Below are 23,101 nucleotides of genomic sequence, written 5' to 3' on the forward strand. Positions count from 1 at the left end.
GTCGCGATGCCTGCGTTGTCCTTCTGCAGAAATTCGAAGTTGACCGTATTGCCGGCGCCGAAGCTCAACGCCCCGGCGTTATTGAGCACGACCGTATCGCCGCCGCCGGCGCCGCCGTCGAGCACGCCGCCGAAGCCGCTCAGGTCGGCACCGTCATTGAGGGTCAGGGTGTCGTCGCCGTCGTCGAAGGCGATCGCGCCGCTGCCGGCAATCGCACCGGACACCGTCATCGTGTCGCCGCCGGCCGTGCCGGCGAAGTTGCCGTCCACGTTCAAGGTGGCGCCGTTAGCGACCGTGCTGGTGGCTACGCCACTGACGCTGCCGGCGACGCCGATGTCGAGCGTGCCGCCGTCGACGTTGACGGTGGTGAAGTCCGACGCGGCCGGGCCGTCGATGTTCAAGGTACCGGTGTTGGTCTTGGTCAGGGTCTCGAAGTCGGTGGCGCCGCCGAGGGTTGCGTTGCCGGCGAAGTCGGCGGTCAGAGTGTCGATGCCGGCACCGCCGTCGATCGGCGTGGCCAGGCCGCTCATGTCGGCGCCATCCTGCAGGATCAGATGATCGTCGCCGTCGAGCATGTCGATGACGCTCGATCCGCTGACGTTGCCGGCCACGGTGAAGCTGTCCGCGCCCGTAGTGAAGCCGAAGGCGCCGTCGACGATCAGGTTCGCGCCGTTGGCTACGGTGGCGGTGTTGACGCCGCCGATATCGCCGCCGGCGCCGATGTCGAGGGTGCCGCCGTCGACGTTGACGGTGGTGAACGCCGAGACGGCCGGACCGTCGACGTGCAGGGTGCCGGTGTTGGTCTTGGTCAGGGTCTCGAAGCCGATCGCCCCGCCGAGGGTCGCCGTGCCGGCCAGATCGGCGACGAAGGTATCGCTGCCGGTGCCGCCATCGACGGCATTGCTCAGTCCTGAGAGATCGGCACCGTCCTGGATCGTGAACGTGTCGTCGCCGTCGAGCAGGTTCACCGCGCCGTTGCCGGCGACCGTGCCGGCGACGGTGAAGCTGTCGTTGCCGGTGGTGCCCAAGTAGCTGCCATCCAGGTTCAAGGCCGCACCGCTGGCGATGGTAGTGTTCTGTGCGACCACGCTGCCGGCGGCGCCGACGTTCAAGCTGCCGGCGAGCACATCGACGGTGACGAAGTCCGAACCCGCCGGGCCGTTGATGTTCAGCGCGCCGACGCCGGTCTTGCTGAGCGTCTCGAAGCCCTGTACCGCACCAAGATCGGCGCTGGTGGCGATGTCGGCGTTCAACAGATCGGTGCCGGCACCGGCCGCGACCGTGCCGACGATGTTGGTGCCGTCGTGGATGCTCAGGGTGTCGTCGCCCGCGCCCAGGTCGAATACGCCGCCGTCAGTGTCGAGGCTGCCGGCGACATCGAGGACGTCGCTGCCATCGCCCAGGTCGCCGTTCGCCGACAGGCTCGCGCCGGCAGCGACGTTGACGGTGTTGCTGCCGGCGCTGCCGCTGATCGCCGTCGCGGCGCCGCCTGCCGCCTGCAGGCTGCCGTCGACATTCAGTGTGGTGCCGTCGCCCATCGTCAGGGTCGGCGTATCCAGGCTGTCGGCGACGGTCAGGGTGCCTCCATTCAAGGCGGTGCCGCTGCTGAACCCGTGTGCGCCCGTGAGGAGCGCCTCGCCGCCGTTGTCCTTCTGCAGCGCTTCGAAATTGGCGATGTCGCCGCCGTCCAGCGTCAGCAGGCCGGCGTTGTCGAGCACAACCCGGTCGTCGCCGGCATCGCCGTCGATCGGATTCAGCAGCCCGGCGATGTCGGCGCCGTCGCCCAGCATCAGGGTGTCGTCTCCCCCGCACAGATTGACGCTGCCGCTACCGCTGACCGTGCCGGACACGCTCAGAGTGTCCGCCTGGCTGCCGCAGCCGAAGGCGCCATCCACGTTCAATGTGGCGCCGGCGGCCACCACGGCATTCAGCGAATTGCCCGCGGAGGCGACGATGCTGGCGCCCGCATGCACGTCCAGGCGGCCTTCGAGCACTTGCACATCCTGCAGGTCGGTGGCGCCCGGGCCGGTGATATTGAGCACGCCGGTGCCGCTCTTGGTCACGCCCTCGAAGTTCTGCAGCGCACCGAGGTCGGCGCTGGTGTTGATGTCGTAGGTGCGGGTATCGACGCCGGCGCCGCCGTCGATCGTGCCGATCACCACGGTGCCGTCGTGAACCACGAAATTGTCGTCGCCGTCGCCCAGCGCGAACACGCCGCCCCCCGTGTCGAAGGTGCCGAGCACGTCGAGCACGTCGTTGCCCGCGCCCAGGTCGCCGTTCGCCAGCAGCGTGCCACTCGCGCCGACACGGACAGTGTTGATGCCGGCATCGCCGGTCAGCGCGGCCGCACTGCCGGCACCGGCCTGCACGGTCCCGTCCACGTTGAGCGTGGTGCCGTCGACGAGGGCGACGGTCGGCGTCTCCAGCGTCCCGTCCACGTCCAGCGTGCCGCCGTCGATCGTCGCGCCGCCGGCGAAACTCTGGCTGCCGGTCAGCGTCGCGGTACCGGTGTTGGTTTTCTGCAACAGTTCGAAACCATCGGTGTTGCCGGCATCGAAGTCGAGCTGGCCGGCATTGTCGAGTACCAGACTGTCGTTGCCGCCCAGGCCGCCGTCGATGGCGTTGTTGAGCACCGCGCCATCCTGCAGGGTCAGGCGATCGTCGCCGCCGCACAGGTCGATGGTGCCGGTGCCGGCCACGGTGCCGGCCACGGTCATCGTGTCGTTGCCGCCACCGCAGCCGTAGCTGCCGTCGACGACCAGGGTCGCCCCGTTCGCCACCGTGGTATCCAGCGTGCTGCCAGGCGCGGGGACCACGCTGCCGGCCGCGGTGATGTTCAAGGTGCCCGCAGCGACCGTCACCGCCGTGAAATCCGAGCTCATCGGCCCGTTGATGTTCAGCACGCCCGAGCCGGTCTTGCTCAGCGTCTCGAAGCCCTGCACGGCGCCCAAGTCGGCGACCGTGTCGATATGGGTGTCGAAGGTATCGTTGCCGGCGCCGGCCGAGACGGTGCCGATGATGTTGGTGTTCTCGTGGATGGTCAGGGTGTCGTCGCCGTCGCCGAGCGCGAACACCCCGCCGGCGGTGTCGAGGCTGCCGGCGACATCCAAGACGTCGTTGCCGGCGCCGAGGTCGCCGTTCGCCAGCAGCGTTCCGCCCGCGCCCACGCTGACCGTATTCGCGCCGGTACTGCCGCCGATCGCGGCGGCGGGGCCGACGCTGCCGCCGACCGTGCCGTCCACGGCCAATGCGGTGTCGTCGGCCAAGGTAATGGTCGGCGTCTGCAGCGTGCCGTCGATATCCAACGTCCCCGCGTCGATCGCGACGCCGCCGCTGAAGCTCTGGCTACCGGTCATGCTGGCGGTACCGGTGTTCTGCTTGGTCAAGGTCTCGAAGCCGGCCGTCTGGCTGCCGTCGAAGACCGTCGCCGAGGCGTTGTCCAGGATCAGCCGGTCGCTACCGCCCGCGCCGGCGTCCACACCGCCGGAACCGCTCTCGATAACTGCTCCGTCCCGCAGCGTCAGCACGTCGTCGCCGGCGCCCAGGCCCAAGGTGCCGGCGCCGGTGCCGAGCAGTCCGGCCAGGGTCATCGCGTCGTTGCCGTCGCCGAGGTCGCCGGCCGCGCGTAGCGTGCCGGTGAGACCGACATCGATCGTGTTGACGCCGGCGCTGCCACTGACGGCCGTCGGCGTGTTGCCGGCGGCTTCGACGATGCCGTCCACGTCGAGCACGGTACCGTCGGCCATCGACAGGGCCGACGTCTCCAGCCGGCCGTCCACGTCGAGCGTGCCGCCGTCGAGCTCAGTGGCGACGGCGAAAACGTGATCGCCGGTCAGAGTCAGCGCGCCGGTGTTCTGCTTGGTCAGAATTTCGAAGGTGTCGATGCTGTCGCCGTCCAGGGCGTAGCCGAGCGCGGTGTTGACCACCAGGGTATCGGTGCCTCCGCCGGAGGTGCTCACGCCGCCGCCGAGCATTTGCGCGCCGTCGTTCAACACCAGCGTGTCGTCGCCGTCGCCGAGCTGCAACGTGCCCGTGCCGGTATCGAGGATGCCGGTAAGGGCGATCGTGTCGTTACCGCCGCCCAGGTCGCCGGCGGCGCGCAGCGTACCGGCGGTGCCGACGGTGACGGTCTGAGCGCCGGCATCGCCGCTGAGCGCGACCTGAGTGCCGCCCGCGGCCTGCACCGTACCGTTCACCCTCAGCGCGGAGGTCCCGGTCATGCCCACCGTCGCCGTCGCCAGACCGCCGTCCACCTGCAAGGTGCCGGCGGCGATGGTGGTGGCGCCGATGCTGTTGCCGGGCGAGGTCAGCACGCTGGTGCCGCTGCCGATCTGGGCCAGCGTGCCCGGCCCGCTCAGGGTGCCGCTGAAGGTGAAGGTGTCGTTGCGGTTGAGCGACAGGGTCGACGTCGGCGAATCCACGATTACGTTGCCGACGCCGGCATTGCCGGTGGTGCCGCCGTTGCCGATCACCAGGTTGCCGTTGTTGATGACCGTATTGCCGGAATAGGTGTTGTTTCCGGTCAGGATCCAGGTGCCGCTGTCGTTCTTGGCCAGGGTGGTGGCGCCGGTGCCGTTATTGCCGATAGTGCCGCCCATCGTGTTGTTGCCGGCATTGGTGCCGCCCAGGGCGATGGTGCGCGCGGTGTTGGTGCCGCTCAGCGTCACCGGCCCGGTGTTGGTGAACTGCAGCGCGCCGGTGCCCGAAGACTCGATGAAGGTGACACCGGGAGCCAGAGTGAACTGTCGGTTGGTGCTGTCGCCCGCGCCGGTGTAGCGCAAGGTGGAACCGTTGCCGATCACCAGGTTGGCGGCGGCGGCGGACGAGGCGCCGATGCTGCTGGCCAGACCGCCGTCGGCCATCTGGTCGACGCTGAGCACGCCGCCGCTGATGGTGGTGATGCCGGTGTAGGTGCTGTTGTTGTTGCTCAGGCGCCAGGTGCCGGTGCCGGTCTTGGTCAGCGAAGTGACGCCCGCGCCGTTGTTGTTCAACTGCGCGGCGAACAGGTTGTCACCGGTGTTGGTGCCGGTCAGGGTGAACGTGCGGGCGACGTTGGCGCCCGCCAGGGTCACCGGCGCGGTGGAGGCGAAATGGGCGATGCCGGTGCCGGACGCGTCGAGCGAACCGCCGCTGGTACCCAGAGTGAATTGCCGGTCGGTGCTGCTGCCCGTACCCACGTAACGCAGGGTGCCGCCACTGAGCGTCAGATTGGCGGGGTCGGCGGCGGAGGCGCCGATCGAGCTGTTGACCCCGCCGTTCTCCAGGCAGTTGACCGCCAGCACGCCGGCATTGATCGTCGTCGTGCCGGTGTAGCTGCTGTTGCAGCCTGACAGTGTCTGAAGACCGGGGCCGTTCTTGATCAGGTTGCCGGGGCCGGCGATCGCGCCGGCATAGATCTGACTCAAGCCGTCGCGGATAGTCAGCGTGCCGGTGCCCAAGGCGATGTTGCCGCCCAGGGGGCCGCCGCCGGTCAGAGCGCCCGCGTTGACGTTGAAGTTATTCAGATCCAGCAGTACGCCGGCGCCATTGGTCATCACGAAGGCGTTGGTGGTGCCGAAAGCCGTGGCCGAGCCGGCGCGCAGGGTGCCGCCTCTTACTTGTGTGTTGGCGCCGTAGGCGTTGTTGCCGGACAACACCAGCGTGCCGGGGCCGTCCTTGTATATCTCGCCGCCGCCCGTAACCTGGCCACCGAAGCCGAGCGTGCTAGCAGCGTTGGTCACGTCGATGACGGCATAGCCCGTCAACTGAAAACCGCGATCGATGCTGACGGTCGCGCCGGTGTAGTTCAAGTTGCCGTTGCTGAACACCAGATTGGTCGACGCGCTGCCGGAGGCACCGATGCCGCTGGCCTGACCGCCATTGGCCAGGCAGTCGGTAGTCAGGCTGGCGGCTTGCAATGTGGTGGCGCCGGTGTAGGTATGGTTGCAGCCGTTGAAGATCTGTACGCCGCCGCCCGAACGCCAGACGCCGCCGGTGCCGCTGATCGTGCCCGAGTAATTGCCGTTACCGCCATTGATGCGCAACGTGGCCGAGCCGAGGGTGACGTTGCCACCGTTGGCGCCGCCGCCGTTGAGCGGGCCGATCATATTGTCGAAATTATTCAGATCTAGGGTCACGCCGGCGGTATTGGACAGGTTCATGGCGCCACCGGCGCCGAACGCATTGGTCGCTGTTCCTGCACGCAGCACGCCGCCGGTCACGTTGTTGGCGCCGGTATAGGTATTGGCACCCGACAGCACTAGGGTGCCTGCGCCAGATTTGGTGAATGCGCCCGCCCCCACCGCCGTGCCGCTGACTGTCAGCGTCGTAGCCGAATCGCTCACATCGATGCCAGCGCCGCTCGCGCCCAGGGTGAAACCGCGATTGATGCTGGTGGTCGTGCCGGTGTACTGCAGGCCGCCTCCGTTGAGCACCAAACTGGCCGAGGCGTTGGTGCCCGCGCCGATGCCGCTGACCTGGCCTCCGTTGGCCAGGGTATCGACGGACAACAGGCCGCCCGTGACCGTGACGATGCCGGTGTTGTTGTTGGTGTCGTTGGCCAGGGTCAGCGTACCGGCGCCGCTCTTGGTGAAATCGGCGCCGTCGGCACTGGTCAACAGGCCTTGGAAGGTGAGATTGGTCGCGGCATTAGTCACCTCGATGCCGCTACCCAGGATCGCGCCGGACTTGCCGATGGTGAAACCGCGATCGCTGGTCGTGGTACCGCCGGTGTAGCGCAGCGTGCTTCCTTCCAGCACCAGATTGGTTGGACCGGCCGCGGATGCGCCGATGCTGCTGGCCGCGCCGCCGTTGCCGATGTTGTTGACCGCCAGCGTACCCTGCACCACGCGGGTCGGACCGGTGTAGCTGTTGCTGGCATTGGTAAGCGTGACCAGTCCGGTACCGGACTTGGTGAAACCCGTGGCCCCGCCGTTGTCGACGATCTGCGAGGCGATGGTGAAGTTGCCGGTGCTGTTCTGCTGCACCGCCAGGTCGCCGCCGCTGGCGCCCGTCAGCTGTCCGCCGGTGATCGTCTGATTGGTATTGAGCACCGTGGGCGCAACGATGATGGTGCCGTCCACGCCGAGAGTGTTGCCGGGCGACACGGTCACGGTGGTCGACACCGGACGGGTATAGCGCAGTCCACCGAGCTGCTTGGTGCCGGTCACCGTGCCGAAGAAGCCGGCGGTGTCGGTGATGAACTCGTTGTCGAGCCAATTGGCGGCATTGTCTTTCTGGGTGTAGTCGGCAAGGGTGAAGGCGGTGATGTTGCCGCCCACCACCTTGGCGTAGTCGGTGCCGTTGACCGTCGCCCAGCCGCCCAGGGCCGTGTTGGTGGTGGTGATGTTGCCGCTGGTCGGCAGGTTGAAATTGATCAGGCCGCCGGTGCGGTTGATGGCGCCCAGGTTGAGGGTCGCGCTGCCGCCGCTGCCGGAGGTGACGCCGATGGTGTTGTTGCTGGCGGTGACGTTCAGGCCGTTGAAGGTCTGGGTATTGGCTTCGCCGGCCGCGCCTGTCACGTTGAGCGTACCGCCCATCATGTTCAGCGTGGAGGCGCCGGCGATGATGCCGCTGGTCGGGCCTCCCGCGGTGCTGAAATCCAGGCGCAGCGTTCCGCCACCGACGGTGGTGGCGCCGGTATAGGTACTGGCACCGGTCAGGGTCTGGGTGCTGGCCCCCAGTTTGGTCAGACCGCCGCTCCCGGTGATGCTGCCGGCATAAGTCGAGGTAACACCCGTGGCACCGTTCAGAGTCAGGAGGGCGCTGTCCAACTCGACCGTGCCGCCGGTGCCGGACAGCGTGTCGAAAGTCCTGTCGAACCCGTTCAAGTCCAGCGTGCCGCCGTTGACCTGGGCCGCAGCGGACGCGCCGAAGGCGGTAGCGGTGCCGGCGCGCAATACGCCGTTGTCGACGATGGTGGTCCCGGTGTAGGTATTGGCGCCGGTGAGCAGCCAGGTCGCGGCGCCGCCGCTGCGCAGGCTGCTGTTGCCGGAGATCACGCCGGTAATGACGTTGTCCGCGCCGGTGTAGCTGCCGGCAAGGGTGGCGCTGGTGGTGAGGGCCATCGAGCCGCTCAACGTCAGTGCGCCGGTGCCATCGTTGGCGAGCGTGCCGACGCCTATCTGCCAATCGCGATCGCTGCTGGCACCTGCACCGGTATAACTCAGGGTGCCGTTCGCACTGAGGTTGACGATGCTGCCGGCGCCCAACGAACTGACGACGCCGCGGTCGGCGAGAGTGTTGACCACCACCCGCCCTGCATCGCGGATCACCGCCCGGCCGGTGAAGGTGTTGGCGTCGCCGAGGCGAACGGTGCGGCCTGCCTGGGCGACGAACCAGGCATCGCGGGCGTTGTTGCTGCTGATTACGCCCAGCAGTTCCATGTCGGCGGTCAAGGCCTGGAACTGAGCGGAGTTGCCCGAGCCGCCGCCCAGGGCGATGTTGCCGGTCAGGGTCAGAGTGCCCGTCCCGCGGTTGCGCAGATACGCAGCCTCGCCGCTCGGACCCGCCGGCGGATTGATTTGCCAGCCGCGGTTGGAGGTGTCGCCATCGCCGAAGTAGTCGAGAACGGCGTTGGTCTGGCCTGGAGCACCGATGGTAATGATGCCGTTCGCGACGGTGGTGGGCGCTCCGAGAGAACTGGCGATGCCCAGGTCGGCGATGGAGGTGAAGCTGGACGCGGCCCCACTGGAGAAAGTGGTCCTGCCCGTGTAGTTGCTGAAGTTGTTGGTCAGTGCCAAACCGAAGAAATTGGCGTTGCCGCTGCCGGTATAGAAGCCGCTGCCGGCGCCGCCACCGGAGATCGCGACGGTCCCGGTGAGCGAAACCGTCCGTCCTGCCAGACCGCCCCCGGTGGTGCCCACGCTCAGTTGGGTAGCGTTGGCCATGTTGACGACATTGGCGATGTTGCCGAGGGCGCCGTTGCCGCTCGCGGTCAAGCTGCCGGCGTTGACATTGACCGCGCCGGTGAACGTGTTCGCACCACTCAGGGACAGGCTGCCGGTGCCGGCCTTGGTCAGGCCGGCGCTGCCGGCGATGACCGAACCGATGGTGGTGGTGACGCCGGCATTGGTCGTAACGGTGGGCGTCGCGCCGGCCAGGGTCAGGGTGCTGCCGGTGAGGGTGTAGCCGTTGCTCAGGAAGGTCAGATTGTGAGCGGTTATCGGCACGCCCAGGGTTACCGTTCCGGCGGTTCCGCCGAAGAACGCATCGTCGAGCGCAGCGTTGCTCCAGGCGCTGAAAGGACCGCTGACGCCGTCGCTGTTCGGGCTCCAGAACGGACTGGCGAGGTTCCAGGTTCCGCTGCCGCCGGTACCGACCGCCGTGCCGTTGAAATCCCAGTACCGGTCTGCCGCCCATGCTGGCGCATACAGCGCCAGCAAGGCGAAGAACACGCCTAGCTGCAACGGCCAATGGCGCGCCGGCGGCGTGCCCTCGACCTGGTCGCGGTCGAGCGTCAGCGCCAGCGCGCCCGCGCGCTTGCGCTGGTCGACCCCGCCCGCGCTCTTGCGGCGGGACGTGGCGAGCTCGGAAACGACCACCCAGGTGTTCAGTGCCTGCGACCAGAGGATGCGGAAGATGCGGTTCATGTGTTTCTCCATGTGAGTCGCGTGCGCGTGCGCATAACGGACGAGGCGCCGTCGGCTACGTCGGTGACCGTCTTGCAGATACGGATAAGTCGATGGCCGGTGAGGCCGGCACGCCAGGGTGAATCAAGTCGGCGAAGTGCGGCTACAGCGAGTCAGGTGCGGCGATCACGGCAGCGGCCTGAGCAAAATTAGCGACAAGCAAAAGCACGATGCACGGCACCGCAACGGCACTGGCCTCCCCTGCCAGGCGTAATCTCTTGTTGTTGTCGAGCTTGCGACACTTGCAAAATGGCAAGCGTCGAAAGCTCGCGTCATGCCGAATTTAAATCAATAACGATCCAAGACACGATGCCGACCGTCGAACGCCAACCACCGTCAATCCTCGCGGTGAGAAAGCGTTATTTTCGGTGAGCGTCGGATAGGAATGCGCCCGACGCTGCAACGAGATGGTGCAGAACAGCGATTCATACAGCCCCCTCCATCAGTCTCCATATCCGATGGAGCCGCGATGTTGTTTCAGTGCTCGAAATCTTCGGTATGGCTCAATAGCGCGGCGATGACCGGCCGATGCCGGGCATAGGCGGCAGCGAAGCGTTCGCCCGCGACTTGACGCAGTTCCGCGGCGACCTTGGCGCCATCGTGTTCGGACAACTGCAGACAGACGGTGTGGATGCGCTGCGACAGTTCGCTGACGACCTGCCATTCGTTGGCCGCGGCAGCGCCCTCCAGCCGCTGCACATCCGCGGCGACGCCGCGGTAGAACACCCGTGCCACATGCCGGACCTTGTCCGGGTCGTGTTCGAGCAGTTCGCAGAACTCGCCCATCTGTGCGGACATCGCTACCCCCGACACGATCAGTTTCGTGCCATTGATCACATTCTAGGCAGGCGGTCGGCGACCCCGGAATAGGGAAAAGTCTTAGAGCCAGGGGCTTGGAAGTGTCGGCAAACCACTGGCGCGGTGTCGTCGAGGAAAGCCCGCTGCGCTCGGCTTAGCCCCTTATCGCCGCGGACTGCACCGGCATGGGCGAAGCCGTTTGCAGCGGACTTTCATCGTTGACCTCGACCAGGGCGTGCGCAGCCGGCCGAGACTCTACGGACGCGATCAGTGCCTGATGCTGCCGACGCCAAGCGAATCGGGCGGCGACTTCCGCTCGGCGATGCCGCGTCCTACGAACTCCTCGGCGCGATCCAGGGTCCGCACGATTCGCGGCCGCCGCTGGCGATAAGCATCGGCGAAGCACTCGCCCGCAGTGTGGGTCAGGCCGGCCGCCGCTTCCGCGGCGTCGTGCTCGCCTACCTGCAGACAGCTGACTTGAATTCGCCATGCCAATGCACGAACGGTCGACCACTCATTGGCGGCCGCAGCCTGCTCCAGGCGGTGCAGATCCTTGATCGCCGAACGGTAGAACTCCCAGATCACCCGCCGCACTTTGTGCTGGTCGTTTTTCAGCAGTCGGGCGAGCTCGGGAAAATGGACGGTCATCGCCTGCTCCTGGGGACATGAGTGGGCCTGCGTCCGCTGCCGATGAGCCTGGGGCCCAGACGAGTCCGTCGTCCGGCCTGCCAGGCACCCGAAGCATGATGAATGCAGGGCCCGGCGGCGGGAATTAGGAAAAATCTTAGTGCTCGGCAATGCCGGCAGGTGATGCACGGACCTCAGGAAGTGCGGCTCGATCGCGCCGCCATCGGTGCGGCATGCGCGGCATGCGCGGCGTGCGCGGCATGCGCGGCATGCGCGGCATGCGCGGCGTGCGCGAGTCCGGGCCGAGCGCGGCGATCTCTATAACAGGTAGTCGAGCCCATGCTGCTCGAGATAGTGGCCGAGCTCGTCCTTGGACCTCAAGCCGAGCTTGCGCAACGCGTTGTATTTGTGCGTCGTCACGGTTTTGTAGCTGCGATTGCTGTCGATGGCGATGGCTTGCAGGTTCTCGCCCCGCGCCAAGGCGATCATCACCGTCCGCTCGCCCGTGGTGAGCTGGTGCCATGGATGCTTGCGCGCGATATCGAGATCGACCAGTGGGTCGACATAACTGTTTCCAGCCACGACCGCGCCGATGGCGTCGATCGCCACTTGCGGGCCGCTGGCCTTGGAAACGAAAGCGCGGGCGCCGAGATCCAGCAGCGCCTGGGCCAGACAGGGATGCTCCTCTCCGGTGTAGATCACCACTTGCAGCGAGGGCTGCGCGGCCAGGATCGCCTGCAGCAGCGGGGCGCTGTTCAATCGACCCGGCATGCGCAGGTCCAGGACCAGATATTCCCAGGATTCGGCCTGCAAACGGGACAGCAGGCTGTCGCTGTCGGTGACCGAATCGACCAGAACGCGGCCCTGGCCGAGCGCGGTTTTCAGCATTTCCGCAAGCGCGACGATGATGATCGGGTGATCGTCCGCGATCAGTATCCTTGCCGGCAACGCGTTCGCCTTCATGTTTCACCCGCCTCATCCGGATACGCCAGGTACGCGAGGACGCGCATCATCACCCTATCCAGTTCGTCTCGCGTGCTTGCGAATGTTTGTCCGAGACAGTCGCCCGGAGAGCCGGCGGACACCGCCCGTTCGATCGAGGCTAACCCCTGCGCTGCGGCCGTCTCGCCGATCTGCAGGCAGCCCGACTTCATCTTGTGCGTCAGCGCCCCGATCGTCGCCCAGTCGCGGCTTGCCCAGGCCCGGTCCAGTCGCTGCAGGTCCTCGCCGGTACAGCGGGCGAAAACATCCAGCACCCTGCGCACCCGGGCGGTATCGCCTCGCAACAGACGGCTCAAGGGCTCGAAATTGGAGGCCTTCATCGCAATCCGAATCCGCCTCCCGCCCAGGTTGAGAACGGTGCATGATATAGGCAAGTCGTCCGTTCTTTGATCGCTGCGCGCATATGCTGGCGTTCTAAGACAACTCGTCGCGATTGTCCATGACGGAGACCACGTTTGCCCAACTCGCCGTACCCGGTCGGATTGAGGGCTCTGGTCGTCGACGACGATCCGGTGATGCTCGAGATCATCTCCGCGCTGCTCGGCGACGCCGGGCTGCTGCTTCCGGAAACCGCGGACAAAGGCGAGCTCGCCCTCGAACGGTTGGCGGCCCGCCCCTTCGACCTGCTGATATGCGACCTCAACATGCCAGGCATGGACGGGATCCGTTTGCTGAGCCATGTTGCCGCGCTGTCGCGCCACCCCGCGGTCATCCTGCTCAGCGGCGAGGATTCCCGCGTGCTCGACGTCAGCCGGCAGTTCGCCGAAGCCAAAGGCTTGACGATACTCGGGGTGCTGGGAAAACCGGTCGATCTGCAGTCCCTGACCACGGTGTTGGCGCGATATCGTCCGGCGGAAGGCCGCTCGTGGCAGGACGCGCCCGACGTGGCGATCGACGGCGACGCCATCCGTGGCGGCATCGACGGAGGCGCGTTGCATCTGGCCTATCAACCCAAGCTGGAACTGGGCAAGCGCTCGTTCGTCGGTGCCGAAGCGCTGTTGCGCTGGCAGGACCCGAAGCTCGGTGCGGTTCCACCGTCGGACGTGGTGCGGGCCGCGGAAAACGCGGGCCTGGTCGATCTGCTCACCCTGGCCGTCCTTACCCGGGCGGTGGCCGATCGCGCCGCACTGATGCGCAACGGCATCGACATCAATCTCGCCTTCAACGTATCGATGCATAACCTGCACAACCTGTCGATCATCGACCGGATGTCGGAGATCGTCGCCGCGGCCGACGATCGGCCGGATCGTTACACCCTGGAGGTCACCGAGACGCACCTCATGAAGGAGCCGGCGCATGTGATCGAGGCCTTGATCCGCTCTCGCCTGCGCGGCTTCAAGGTCGCCATCGACGATTACGGCACCGGCGCGGCGACGATGCAGTTTCTGATGCAGCTGCCGAGCACGGAGTTGAAGATCGACCGCAGCTTCGTCGCCGCCGGGCCGCGCAGCGAGCACGGGCGCGTCCTGTTGCAGTCCGCCATCGAACTGGGCCTTAGCCTCGGTCAAACCGTCACCGTCGAAGGCGTGGAGACCGATCAGGAGGATAGGCTGGCGCGCGAACTCGGTGGCCATCTGGGCCAAGGTTACCTGTATGGGCGTCCGATGGAACTGAGCGAACTGATCGCATGGGCGTGTACGCATCCGGTCGGCGTTCCTGCGAACCCAGGCTAGGTCCGTGCGCCACCTACCCTGGGATCAATGAGCGTATCTGCGCAGACTTGAGCGAGACGGAACGGGGCGCCTATGCGGACATCACCCGCCCGTCTGCTCACCGGCCGTCATCACGACGGGCGCTGACCGTGCACGACATCCTTGGAACGCGGTCAGTGCACTCGATGCCTGCAGAGGAGTCCGAATCAGGAACAGCCCTCGCCGGGGGCATGGCAAGAACTGCTCATCGAGTGCGGGGCCACTCTATGCGGCGATCGCAGTCGCAGATAGTCCCGCAACGACAACATCGGGTTGACCGTTCGCGAACGCTCGCGGGATGCGATCTTGATCGCACCGAACGATCCACCGGCATCGCTGCTTCGGCCTTGCGATCGACTGCGATGTTTCGCAAGCCCTGCATCATGCAAGCGCGATCGGCGCGCGAACGAGGCTGTCGTGGGCGAGCCGCTCGCTGAGGAACCCGATCAGCGCTTGTACCTTTAGCGACGATCGCCTGCTGGAGGGATACACCAACGACACCGGGCCGGCGGGCGGCGCGCAGTCGGGCATGACGACCTTCAATCGACCGGTGGCTATCGCATCGGCAATCACATAGTCGGGCAACAAAGCCAAACCCAGACCGGAGCGCGCGGCCTGTAACAGTTGGAAGCAACAAGGGCTGCGGATGCGTTCGCGAACGCGGGCCGTCCTCAGCTCGCCCTCGACCAGTAACTGCCATCCAGCCGACGTCCCGTTGCCCGAATTGACGAGGCAGTCGTGATAAGCCAGTTCGCCCGGGAGTTTCGGAGTACCTCTCGCGGCCAGGTACTCGGGGCTGGCGCAAATCCAAGAGCGCGTCGCACCCAAGCGTTTGGCGAGCAGGCTCGAGTTCGCGAGGTGACCGATGCGTATCGATAAATCGTAGTTCGTGCCGTTGCCGCCCGCATCGCATTCTTCGACGCCGAGGTCGATCCTGAGGCCGGAGTATATCGAAGCGAATTCGTTGAACAGCGGCGCCAACACCTGCGCGCCGTAGAAATGCGGCACCGAGACCCGCAGGGTGCCGTGGATCCCTCCGTTGAAGCCGGCGGCCAGATCGTTGGCGGCCTCCACCGATTCGATGATCGACACGCAACGCTCGTAGTAGGCATTGCCGACGTCGGTAACGCTGATCCTGCTGCCGCTGCGATCGATCAGTTGAGTTCCGAGCTGCAGCTCGATCTCGCTGATGCGGCGACTGATAACGGATTTCGAAGTGCCGAGCTGGCGCGCGGCGCCGGTAAAGCTGGTCGCGTTCACGACCGCGACGAACGCGAGCATCTCGGAGAAGCTGATCAGCGCAGGGTTTCTGCGCGGGGCGATCTCGTAGTTCACGTTCATTGCGGCATCCATCGAATGAGCGGAAGCCGGTGCAGCCCTGCCCGGCGTCTCGCTGCGGCGATGCTTCTTCATTCTTCATAGAAGCAGCAGACAAGGCGGAACGCTCGTGACCGAACGACGAATCGTCGCGATCGATTCCGATCGGATTAAGTGCCCCGCATCGCCTTCACCGGTGCAAGCGACGGTCGGCTTTGTTCCGACCCGCCTGTCAGCGAATTCTTAGTTCGAGCGGATACTAATGCGATGAGCATCACGATTTGAATTGGGAAAATTCTTAGGCGATCCCCGTCGCCAGTGCACATGCGCCGGCCACGGCGCGGCTGCGAATCCGCCAACCGGGTGTTGCCGATGCTTGGCCAGGCAGCCCGGATACCCGTTGCCACGTGGAAGTGGCGTGCCGGGGAGCGCTGCCGGCGCGATGGCGGCAGCATCTGCCGTTGGCGTCACCTTCTGCCGATCCATTCGGCCAACAGGTCCAACAATTCGTCGGGGTCGATCGGTTTGGCGACGAAGTCGTCCATGCCCGCATCGGCGCAGCGTTTGCGGTCTTCCTGCATCACGTTGGCCGTCATCGCCAGGATCGGGACTCTGGGCTGCGGCATCAGCCGGCGGATTTCCCGGGTCGCGGTCAGCCCGTCCATGACCGGCATCTGCATGTCCATCAGGATGATGTCGTAAGCCTGGGCTTGGGCCATGCCCACCGCGATGGCGCCGTCGTCGGCCACGTCGACCCGCAGTCCGGCATCGCTCAGGACCGCCCGCGCCACTTCCTGGTTGAAATCATTGTCTTCCACCAGCAGCACGCGCTTGCCGATGAGCGCGCCGTGCCGGCCCTCCTCTTGGGTCGGCCCCTCGGAAGCCTCTTCTTCGGAGGCTCCTATCATGCCGACCACCGAATCGATCATCTGCGAAGGTTCGATCGGCTTGATCAGCCGCACACCGCCCACGTCTCCCGTCTGCGCTACCGACTCCATGCGCTTGGCGCTGGCAACCGCGATGAGACGGATCGTTCGCGACGGTGCGTAGGCTCTGATGCGTTCCACGACCGACGGCCCCTCGAGGCGCGGGATATCCAGGTCCAGGACCACGACATCGAACGGTCTTTCGGATTCCACCGACGATTTGAAAGCGGCCAGCACGCTCCTGCCGTCGCAGACGGTCGCGACCGTGAACCCCAGGCCGGTCAACATTCTCGAGAGTTCGCCATGGCATTCGGCGACCAGGATGCGCCGGCCCCGTACCGTCGCAGGCAGTTCCTCGGCGTTGAGCTGCAACTCGCCGCGCCCCAATCGTGCGGTGAACCAGAAGGTGCTGCCTCGGCCGAGCTCGCTGTCCACCCCCACCTCGCCGCCCATCAGCTCGACCAGGTTCTTGCAGATCGCCAGGCCAAGTCCGGCGCCCTCGTACTTGCGCGTGGTGGAGCTGTCACCCTGCTGAAACGCCTCGAATATCAAACCGACTTGATCGAGATCCAAGCCGATGCCCGTATCGCGTACGGTGAAACGCAGCAGCATGTCGCGCTCATCGCGTTGATCGACTCCGACCGATATCCGGATCCCGCCACGGTCGGTAAACTTGACCGCGTTGGTGGCGTAGTTGATCAGCACCTGGCCCAAACGCAAGCGGTCGCCCATGAGCGCCGCGGGCACGTCGGACGCCACATCGAATTGGATCTGCAGCCCCTTTTCTTCCACCTTGTCCCCGACCACGCTCGCGACGTCGCCCAATAGCTGCGATAGCGTGAAGTACGATTGCTCGATGGTCAGCTTGCCGGCCTCGACCTTGGAAATATCCAGGATGTCGCTGATGATGCTGAGCAGGTGCTGGCCTGCGCGCTGGATCTTGTCGAGGTAGGCGCGCTGTCCCGGGTCGGCGCTGTCCTTCAGCGCGAGATGCGACATGCCGAGAATGGCGTTCATCGGCGTGCGGATCTCATGGCTCATATTGGCGAGGAACTGGCTCTTGGCCGCATTGGCCGCATCGGCCATGGCCTTGGCCTGTCTCAGATCCTCTTGCGCCCGCACCAGTGCGGTGATGTCCTGGGTCGTGCCGCTGACCTGCAAGGGAGCACCGTCGAGGTCGGAGTACACGCGGCCGCGCGTAGTCAGCCAGCGCGTGTTGCCGCCCGGCAAGACCACGCGGTATTCGACCGAAAGGCGTCCGGCCCGCCGCGCATCGTCGACCGCGGCCTGCAAGTGCGCGCGGTCATGCGGGTGAACCAGCTTGAAGAACGCCTCGATCGAAATAGGCGTCCCCTGAGGAATGCCGAACATCGAGAAATTCCGGTCGGACCCGGTCAACAACCCGGTCCTCATGTCATACTGCCAAGTCGCCAGATCGCCACCCTCGATGGCCAGGCTCAGGCGCTCCTCGCTCTCGCGCAATGCAGCTTCGGCGCGGCGGCTCTCGGTGATGTCGTCCAGGGTGAACTGCAGTATCTGTCTGCCGCGATGGCTGAAGGCCATCAAGTGAACCATGGCATCCCAGGTCTGGCCGTTCGGCCGCCGATGCCGCCACTCGAAGGTCTCCATGCCCTTGGTGAGCGCGGCTTGATCGTAATGCTCGATGGCCGTCGCCGAGTCGGTCCCATCGTACTGAGTCGGGTCCGATACATCGAGCGGCGTCTTGCCCAGGAGTTCTTCGCGGCGGGCATAGCCATACACCTTCACCGCGGCTTCGTTGCAGTCGATGAAGCCCGCGCCGTCGGGGTCGTAGACCACCATCGCCCGGTGCGAGCCCTGGAACAGCAGTTTGTTGAAGGCCTCGCTCTCTTTCAACGAATCTTCCGCGAGTTTGCGCCGGGTCACATCGCGCACGATCGCCAGCACGCCGTCCTGATTGCGCAGTTGTATCCCGTGCATCACGATTTCGGCGAAGAACGGCGTCTTGCCGCCGCGCAAATGCTGCCACTGCACGTGCACTACATCGCCTTCGATGTGTGCGGTCAGGCCCTCCGGCAGCGGCGGATCGCCCCCGCTCACCAGCCGCCCCAGCACGAAAGCGCGCGTCCTGTTGCCTAGCTCGATGCTGTCCTGACCGCCCGGCTGAGTCGCCGGGGTGATCAGCGGATCCGACAGGCGACGACCGATCAGATCCGTCTTCGACGACACGCCATATAACTTCACCGCCGCTTCGTTCACATCGACGATGCCTTCGTGAGTGATGAACAGATAGCAGTCGGGCGATCGATCCCATAGCGCACGCAATTGCTCGGTGGCTTTATCGGCGCATTTTTCGGCTTCACGGCGATCGGTTATGTCGACGGCGATGCCGCAGATCGAATGAGGGACTCCGGCATCGTCGGTCAAGGGGAACTTGGTGCTCTGGAAGATGCGCGGCCCGTCGGCTCCGAGCACTTCTTCTTCGACTTCCTTGACCTGGCCGGCCGACAGCACTTCGGCATCGTTGGCGCGCACCCGCAGGGCGGCGTCGCGCGGAATGATGTCGAAGTCGGTCTTTCCGAGCGCTGCGCCGCGCGCAAGAGCGAAGAATCGCTCATAGGCGCGGTTGGTGAGGATCAGGCGGCCGAGCATATCCTTGACGAAGACGATGGCCGGATACTCGTCGATTACCTCCTGGATCAGTCGCTGCGAAAATCGCTGCTTGCGCAAGGCCCGCATCAGCAGCCACGACAGCATCATGCCGACCAACAGGCACGCGAGGATCGAGATCGTAATGACCGCGACGACCACTACGAAGTCCTGCCGAGCCGCCCGCTGCTGTTGCCTGGCGACTCGCGGTTGCAGTTCGATCAAACGATGCAGATCGGCGATGAGCGCATCCAGGGATGCGCCGAACCTGGCCGTCTCGGAATCCGGCTCGCCTCGACGCCGGCCGGCAAGGACGACTGCGTCGGCGTCGCGCACCAACACGCCGACTTGCCGATCGGCCTGAATGGCCAACCCCCGCTCCTCCGCGGTCATGCGGGTGGCCATATAGTCGCGCCAACGTTCGCTGCGCAAACCAATCAACGCGCCCGCTTTGGACGAGGAAGACTCGGCCGCCGGCAGCTCGCCGTGGAGATGAACCCTCAGGGCCTGGGCGCTTTCCAGAACCGCGGACAGGTGCCCAAGGGCCAGTGTCCGGTCTTCGTAGACGGTGTCCAGCCGCTGCATCACGCTGCGCAGCCCGACGATGCCCGCGGCCCCCGCGATCATGACGAACAGACACGAGACCGCGACCAGCAACCTGAGCCTTGTGTCGATCTTCAACTGATTCAAGCGACCCCCTTGGCCGGGATGTCGTCGCCCCCGCTGGCGATAGCGGGCAGCTTCGGCACCCTGCTTGGTTCAGATAGCGCTAGCGCAGCACCCACGGTCCTCTCTTATGGCAAACCATCGCAATTGTCCAGGCTCGATCATTCAGGCTGGATGGCCCAACCGTGGCTATCAGCGCCGGGGGCGCGGCACCGCAGCGTCCGCGAATCGGCTGCGCTTCGCCAGGGTGGGTATCGACACGGCCGAATTGGAGAGCTTGTCGACCGGCCATGGCCCAGGCCGGTGCTGCCCCACGATCCGCGCCGACGGCCTGTAGTAGCCTAACGCCATGCGCCTGCTCGTCCTCGAAGATCAAGCCGATTTGCGCCGGGCCGTTGCCGGACGCCTGCGCTCGCACGGGCATGCGGTCGACGAGGCGCCCGATCGCGGTACGGCGGAATCGTTCGTGCGCTCGTATGCCTACGATGCCTTCGTGCTCGACCGACTGCTGCCGGATGGCGATGGCCTGTCGCTGCTGCGGCAGTGGCGCGAACGCGGCGTGTCGACGCCGGCCTTGTTTCTCACTGCCTGCGACCGGGTCGAAGACCGTATCGAGGGTTTCGCGAACGGCGCCGACGACTATCTGGTGAAACCCTTTTCGATGGACGAGCTGATGGCGCGCATATCGGCCATCGCCCGCCGCAGCGGCGAAATCCGCCCCAGCATCGTGCGCGTGTCGGATCTGGAGGTCGACCTCGGCCGTCGTGAGGTCAGGCGCCGCGGGGTGCTGTTGCCGCTGCGCCCGAAAGAGTTCGCCTTGCTGCAGTTGCTGGCCGAGCGTGCCGGCCGCGTGGTCTCGCGCAGCGACATCATCGCCGCGTGCTGGGGCGAAAGCCAGGAGCCTGCCTCGAACGCCGAGGAAGTGATCGTCGCGGCGCTGCGCCGCAAGCTCGGCGCTCCTGCGCTGCTGCGCACGATCCGCGGCGCCGGCTATCTGCTGGAAGAGCCGGATGCCGCAACGAAGCCGTGAGCAGGTGCTGCGCAGCCTCCACCTGCGTTTGACCGCAAGCTGGACCCTGGCCTGGCTGCTGTGCGTGGCGACGCTATGCATCGTGGCCATCAGCGTGCATGCGCGTCTCAGTCAACTCGATTTCGAGTCGCGGATGCAGCTTCGCGCCACGGCGATATACGGACTCACCTGGTTCGACGAGCGCGGCGCCTTCCATGATGAAGTGTTGCGCAAAGAGCCCGGCGTGCTGGATGCCGGCAGCGACGTCTGGGTCATCGCTCCCGGACCGCCGGACCGGATACTGCTGCAGCCTGGACAGCCTCGTTTCGATCCGGCTTCGCCCACCGCCCTGGCCGCCTCGGTCCTGCGCCGCGGCGATTTCGCCGAGGACGGGCGGGATCGTCGCGGCAGGTCTTATCGATTGCAGGCCAAGCTCACCTACGATCATGCCGACCGGCCCATCGCCGCGATCCTGGTGCTGGCCGATCCGGGCGCACGCGATGCCGCACAGGCCGCCTTCGTGCGCTGGACCTTGCTGGCTGTCGCCGTGCTCGCCGCGGTCGGCGTGCTGGTCGGCAACGCCCTCGCCCGCCGTTCGCTGCGGCCGGTCGTGCAATCGTTCGAAATGCAGGAGCGCTTCATCGCCGCGGCGGCGCACGAGTTGCGCACGCCGGTGGCCGGCCTGCTGGCGCTTTGCGAATCGGCCGACGCCGGCGAGGCGCCTCCGACGCAGACGCTCGGCCGCGTCAATCGGATCGCCGCGCAGACCGCGGGCCTGGTCGACAAACTGCTGTTGCTGGCGCGACTCGATTCGGCGAACGCCCAACTCGCGAACGAACAGGTGCGTCTCGATCTGCTGGTCGAGGCGGTCCTGCCCGAGGACGGTTCGGTGTCGCTGGATGCCTGCGAGTCGGTGATCCGGGCCGACCCGCGGCTGGTGCAGATCGCGGTACGCAATCTGGTCGAGAACGCCTTGGCGCATGCAGCGGCCGACGGGACGCGCGAGCCGATCGCGGTGACTGTTCGCGACCGGACCGTCGTCGTCGAAGACCGCGGCAGCGGTTTCCCCGCCGAGCTGATGCAGCGGCTCACCGAGCCGTTCGTGGCCCGTGCCGCCAGCCCGGGCTCCGGGCTGGGCCTGTCCATCGTGCAGCACATCGCACAACTGCATGGCGGCCGGCTGCGCCTGGAGAACCGCGCCGGCGGAGGCGCCCGGGCGATTCTCCAGCTTTGACCTGGTATCAGCTGGATGTCAGGTTCGCCGCGTAGATTGCCGCTCCAGACGCCCCGCCCGGGGCCTGGAGACCATCGCAATGCAAGCCGATCCGCGGTTTTCGAACCCATCCGCCCTGCCCGTCCCAGGCTGGCACAAGCTCATGGCCGGCGCCCTGCTGGCCGTCGCCCTGGCGACTGCCGGCGCCGCCCACGCCCGCACGGCGTCGGGCTACATGCCGGACGAGACGGCGCGTCATGAAGGCACCTGGCTGCAGTGGCCGCATGCCTATACCTATGGCCGGACCTATCGCGACCGGATCGAGCCGACCTGGATCGCCATGACCCAGGCGCTGGTACGCAGCGAGAACGTGCACATCATCGTCTACGACGCCGGCGAACAGACGCGCGTTCGCAACAAGTTGGCGGCCGCCGGGGTGTCCCTGGCGAAGGTGAGCTTCCTGATCCGCCAGACCGACGACGTGTGGGTGCGCGACAACGGCCCGATCTTCGTCTACGACGCGAACGACCGACTCAAGATCACCGACTGGGGCTTCAACGGTTGGGGCTTCGATGCGGCTTACCGTAAGGACGACGCCGTTCCGGTCACCGTGGCCGGGCAGTTGGGCATGGCGCGGGTCGATCTCAACGACGTGATTCTGGAAGGCGGTTCGATCGAGACCGACGGGCGCGGCGTGCTGATGGCGACCCGCAGTTCGATCCTGGAACCGAACCGCAACCCGGACATCACCGAGGCGGAGCTGGAGGCCGTGCTCGCCGACCAGCTTGGCGTCGACAAGTTCATCTGGTTGGACGGCGCGCCCGGCGGCAAGGACGACATCACCGACATGCACATCGACGGCTTCGCCCGTTTCGGCACGCCGCATGCCATCGTCACCATGAGCCGCAGCGACTTGAGTCATTGGGGCCTGCCGGCGGGCGACATCGACCGCCTTTATAGGGCCACCGATATCGACGGCGCGCCCTACGATTTCGTGCAGCTGCCGCTGACCGCGCGCGATGTCGTCACCAGCTATGGCTACAAGCTTGGCTACCGAGGCTCGTACGTGAACTACTACGTCGGCAACACCGTGGTGCTGGTGCCGGAGTACAAGGACCCGAACGACGCCGTGGCGAAGTCGATCCTGCAACGGCTCTATCCGGGCCGCAGCGTCGTCGGGATCGATGTGCGCAACTTGTATCGCAATGGCGGCATGGTGCATTGCGTGACGCAGCAGCAGCCTGCGGCGTTGTGAGGCACTGACCACGGCTACGGCTGTCGCGTCGGCTTATGGCCGGCGCGATGGCGAGGGTTACTTCGCCTTAGGAGGCGGCGGCCATTCCAATGTAGGAGCGGTGTGAGCCGCGACCGCGCTGTAACGGTCTCGCGGCGTCTCGTTGCCGCAAGATAAAGATCTAGATCAAACGCCAAAAGCTTCCGCCACTAAAGCGGCGGGTTACTTTCTTACAACAAAAGTCCGTCTGGATTCCCTTCGGTCAAAGGTAACCAAAGAAAAATGCTTTGTTTTGAATCACAGGCCCGCGCGTCCGATGCCGTCGCAGGGCTCTACATACGGGACATCCCTGTCCCGATGAAAAACGGCCTGCATCCCTGCA

General features: G+C 65.9%; 11 protein-coding genes. 4 read left to right on the plus strand and 7 right to left on the minus strand.

From position 1 onward, the window contains the following. The 5 genes from EX88_RS0100795 to EX88_RS0100815 all read right to left on the minus strand — a co-directional run. A partial coding sequence (locus EX88_RS0100795) for an autotransporter-associated beta strand repeat-containing protein (protein WP_051884272.1) occupies nt 1–9,569 on the minus strand: 9,569 nt, incomplete at its 3' end. A 516-nt stretch (nt 9,570–10,085) separates the two neighbouring features. Then, complete coding sequence (locus EX88_RS0100800) at nt 10,086–10,406, minus strand: hypothetical protein (protein WP_152566007.1); 321 nt, start codon at nt 10,404–10,406, stop codon at nt 10,086–10,088. Between the two features lie 267 nt (nt 10,407–10,673). After that, nucleotides 10,674–11,054: a hypothetical protein gene (locus tag EX88_RS0100805; protein WP_031370128.1), complete on the minus strand. Its 381-nt coding sequence runs from the start codon at nt 11,052–11,054 to the stop codon at nt 10,674–10,676. Nucleotides 11,055–11,351: 297 nt separating this feature from the next. Then, nucleotides 11,352–11,996, minus strand: coding sequence for a response regulator transcription factor (locus EX88_RS23345; protein ID WP_051884273.1), 645 nt, complete (start codon nt 11,994–11,996; stop codon nt 11,352–11,354). Continuing rightward, entirely contained in the window at nt 11,993–12,355 is a 363-nt protein-coding gene (locus tag EX88_RS0100815; RefSeq protein ID WP_031370130.1) for an Hpt domain-containing protein, read from the minus strand. Before EX88_RS0100815 ends, EX88_RS23345 begins: the two co-directional genes overlap by 4 nt. 135 nt (nt 12,356–12,490) lie before the next feature. On the opposite strand from EX88_RS0100815, the gene EX88_RS0100820 reads away from it, so the two are divergent. Next, a complete protein-coding gene (locus tag EX88_RS0100820) occupies nt 12,491–13,708 on the plus strand; it encodes an EAL domain-containing response regulator (RefSeq protein WP_161786054.1) in 1,218 nt (405 codons plus the stop codon). Between the two features lie 399 nt (nt 13,709–14,107). On the opposite strand, the gene EX88_RS0100825 is transcribed toward EX88_RS0100820, so the two are convergent. Next, nucleotides 14,108–15,067: a LysR family transcriptional regulator gene (locus EX88_RS0100825; RefSeq protein ID WP_051884274.1), complete on the minus strand. Its 960-nt coding sequence runs from the start codon at nt 15,065–15,067 to the stop codon at nt 14,108–14,110. A 443-nt stretch (nt 15,068–15,510) separates the two neighbouring features. Continuing rightward, a complete protein-coding gene (locus tag EX88_RS24180) occupies nt 15,511–19,287 on the minus strand; it encodes a response regulator (protein ID WP_081930511.1) in 3,777 nt (1,258 codons plus the stop codon). Nucleotides 19,288–19,612: 325 nt separating this feature from the next. Between EX88_RS24180 and EX88_RS0100835 the strand changes: the two genes are divergently transcribed. The 3 genes from EX88_RS0100835 to EX88_RS0100845 all read left to right on the plus strand — a co-directional run bounded on the left by EX88_RS0100835 (nt 19,613) and on the right by EX88_RS0100845 (nt 22,740). Beyond that, the gene (locus EX88_RS0100835) at nt 19,613–20,293 is read left to right on the plus strand and encodes a response regulator transcription factor (protein WP_031370134.1); all 681 of its coding nucleotides are present in this window, start codon (nt 19,613–19,615) and stop codon (nt 20,291–20,293) included. Further along, nucleotides 20,274–21,506: a sensor histidine kinase gene (locus tag EX88_RS24185; protein WP_051884276.1), complete on the plus strand. Its 1,233-nt coding sequence runs from the start codon at nt 20,274–20,276 to the stop codon at nt 21,504–21,506. Before EX88_RS0100835 ends, EX88_RS24185 begins: the two co-directional genes overlap by 20 nt. A 142-nt stretch (nt 21,507–21,648) precedes the next feature. Beyond that, nucleotides 21,649–22,740, plus strand: a complete 1,092-nt coding sequence (locus EX88_RS0100845) for an agmatine deiminase family protein (protein WP_200875780.1) — start codon at nt 21,649–21,651, stop codon at nt 22,738–22,740. Nucleotides 22,741–23,101: the final 361 nt, after the last annotated feature.

The sequence above is a fragment of the Lysobacter antibioticus genome, assembly GCF_000731095.1.
Lineage (GTDB): Bacteria > Pseudomonadota > Gammaproteobacteria > Xanthomonadales > Xanthomonadaceae > Lysobacter > Lysobacter antibioticus_B.

Bases quoted from the DNA above. Each gene is read 5' to 3' on its own strand.
- EX88_RS0100800 (WP_152566007.1), bottom strand. From the start codon at position 10,406: ATGTCCGCACAGATGGGCGAGTTCTGCGAACTGCTCGAACACGACCCG.
- EX88_RS0100805 (WP_031370128.1), bottom strand. From the start codon at position 11,054: ATGACCGTCCATTTTCCCGAGCTCGCCCGACTGCTGAAAAACGACCAG.
- EX88_RS23345 (WP_051884273.1), bottom strand. From the start codon at position 11,996: ATGAAGGCGAACGCGTTGCCGGCAAGGATACTGATCGCGGACGATCAC.
- EX88_RS0100815 (WP_031370130.1), bottom strand. From the start codon at position 12,355: ATGAAGGCCTCCAATTTCGAGCCCTTGAGCCGTCTGTTGCGAGGCGAT.
- EX88_RS0100825 (WP_051884274.1), bottom strand. From the start codon at position 15,067: ATGAACGTGAACTACGAGATCGCCCCGCGCAGAAACCCTGCGCTGATC.
- EX88_RS0100835 (WP_031370134.1), top strand. From the start codon at position 19,613: ATGCGCCTGCTCGTCCTCGAAGATCAAGCCGATTTGCGCCGGGCCGTT.
- EX88_RS24185 (WP_051884276.1), top strand. From the start codon at position 20,274: ATGCCGCAACGAAGCCGTGAGCAGGTGCTGCGCAGCCTCCACCTGCGT.
- EX88_RS0100845 (WP_200875780.1), top strand. From the start codon at position 21,649: ATGGCCGGCGCCCTGCTGGCCGTCGCCCTGGCGACTGCCGGCGCCGCC.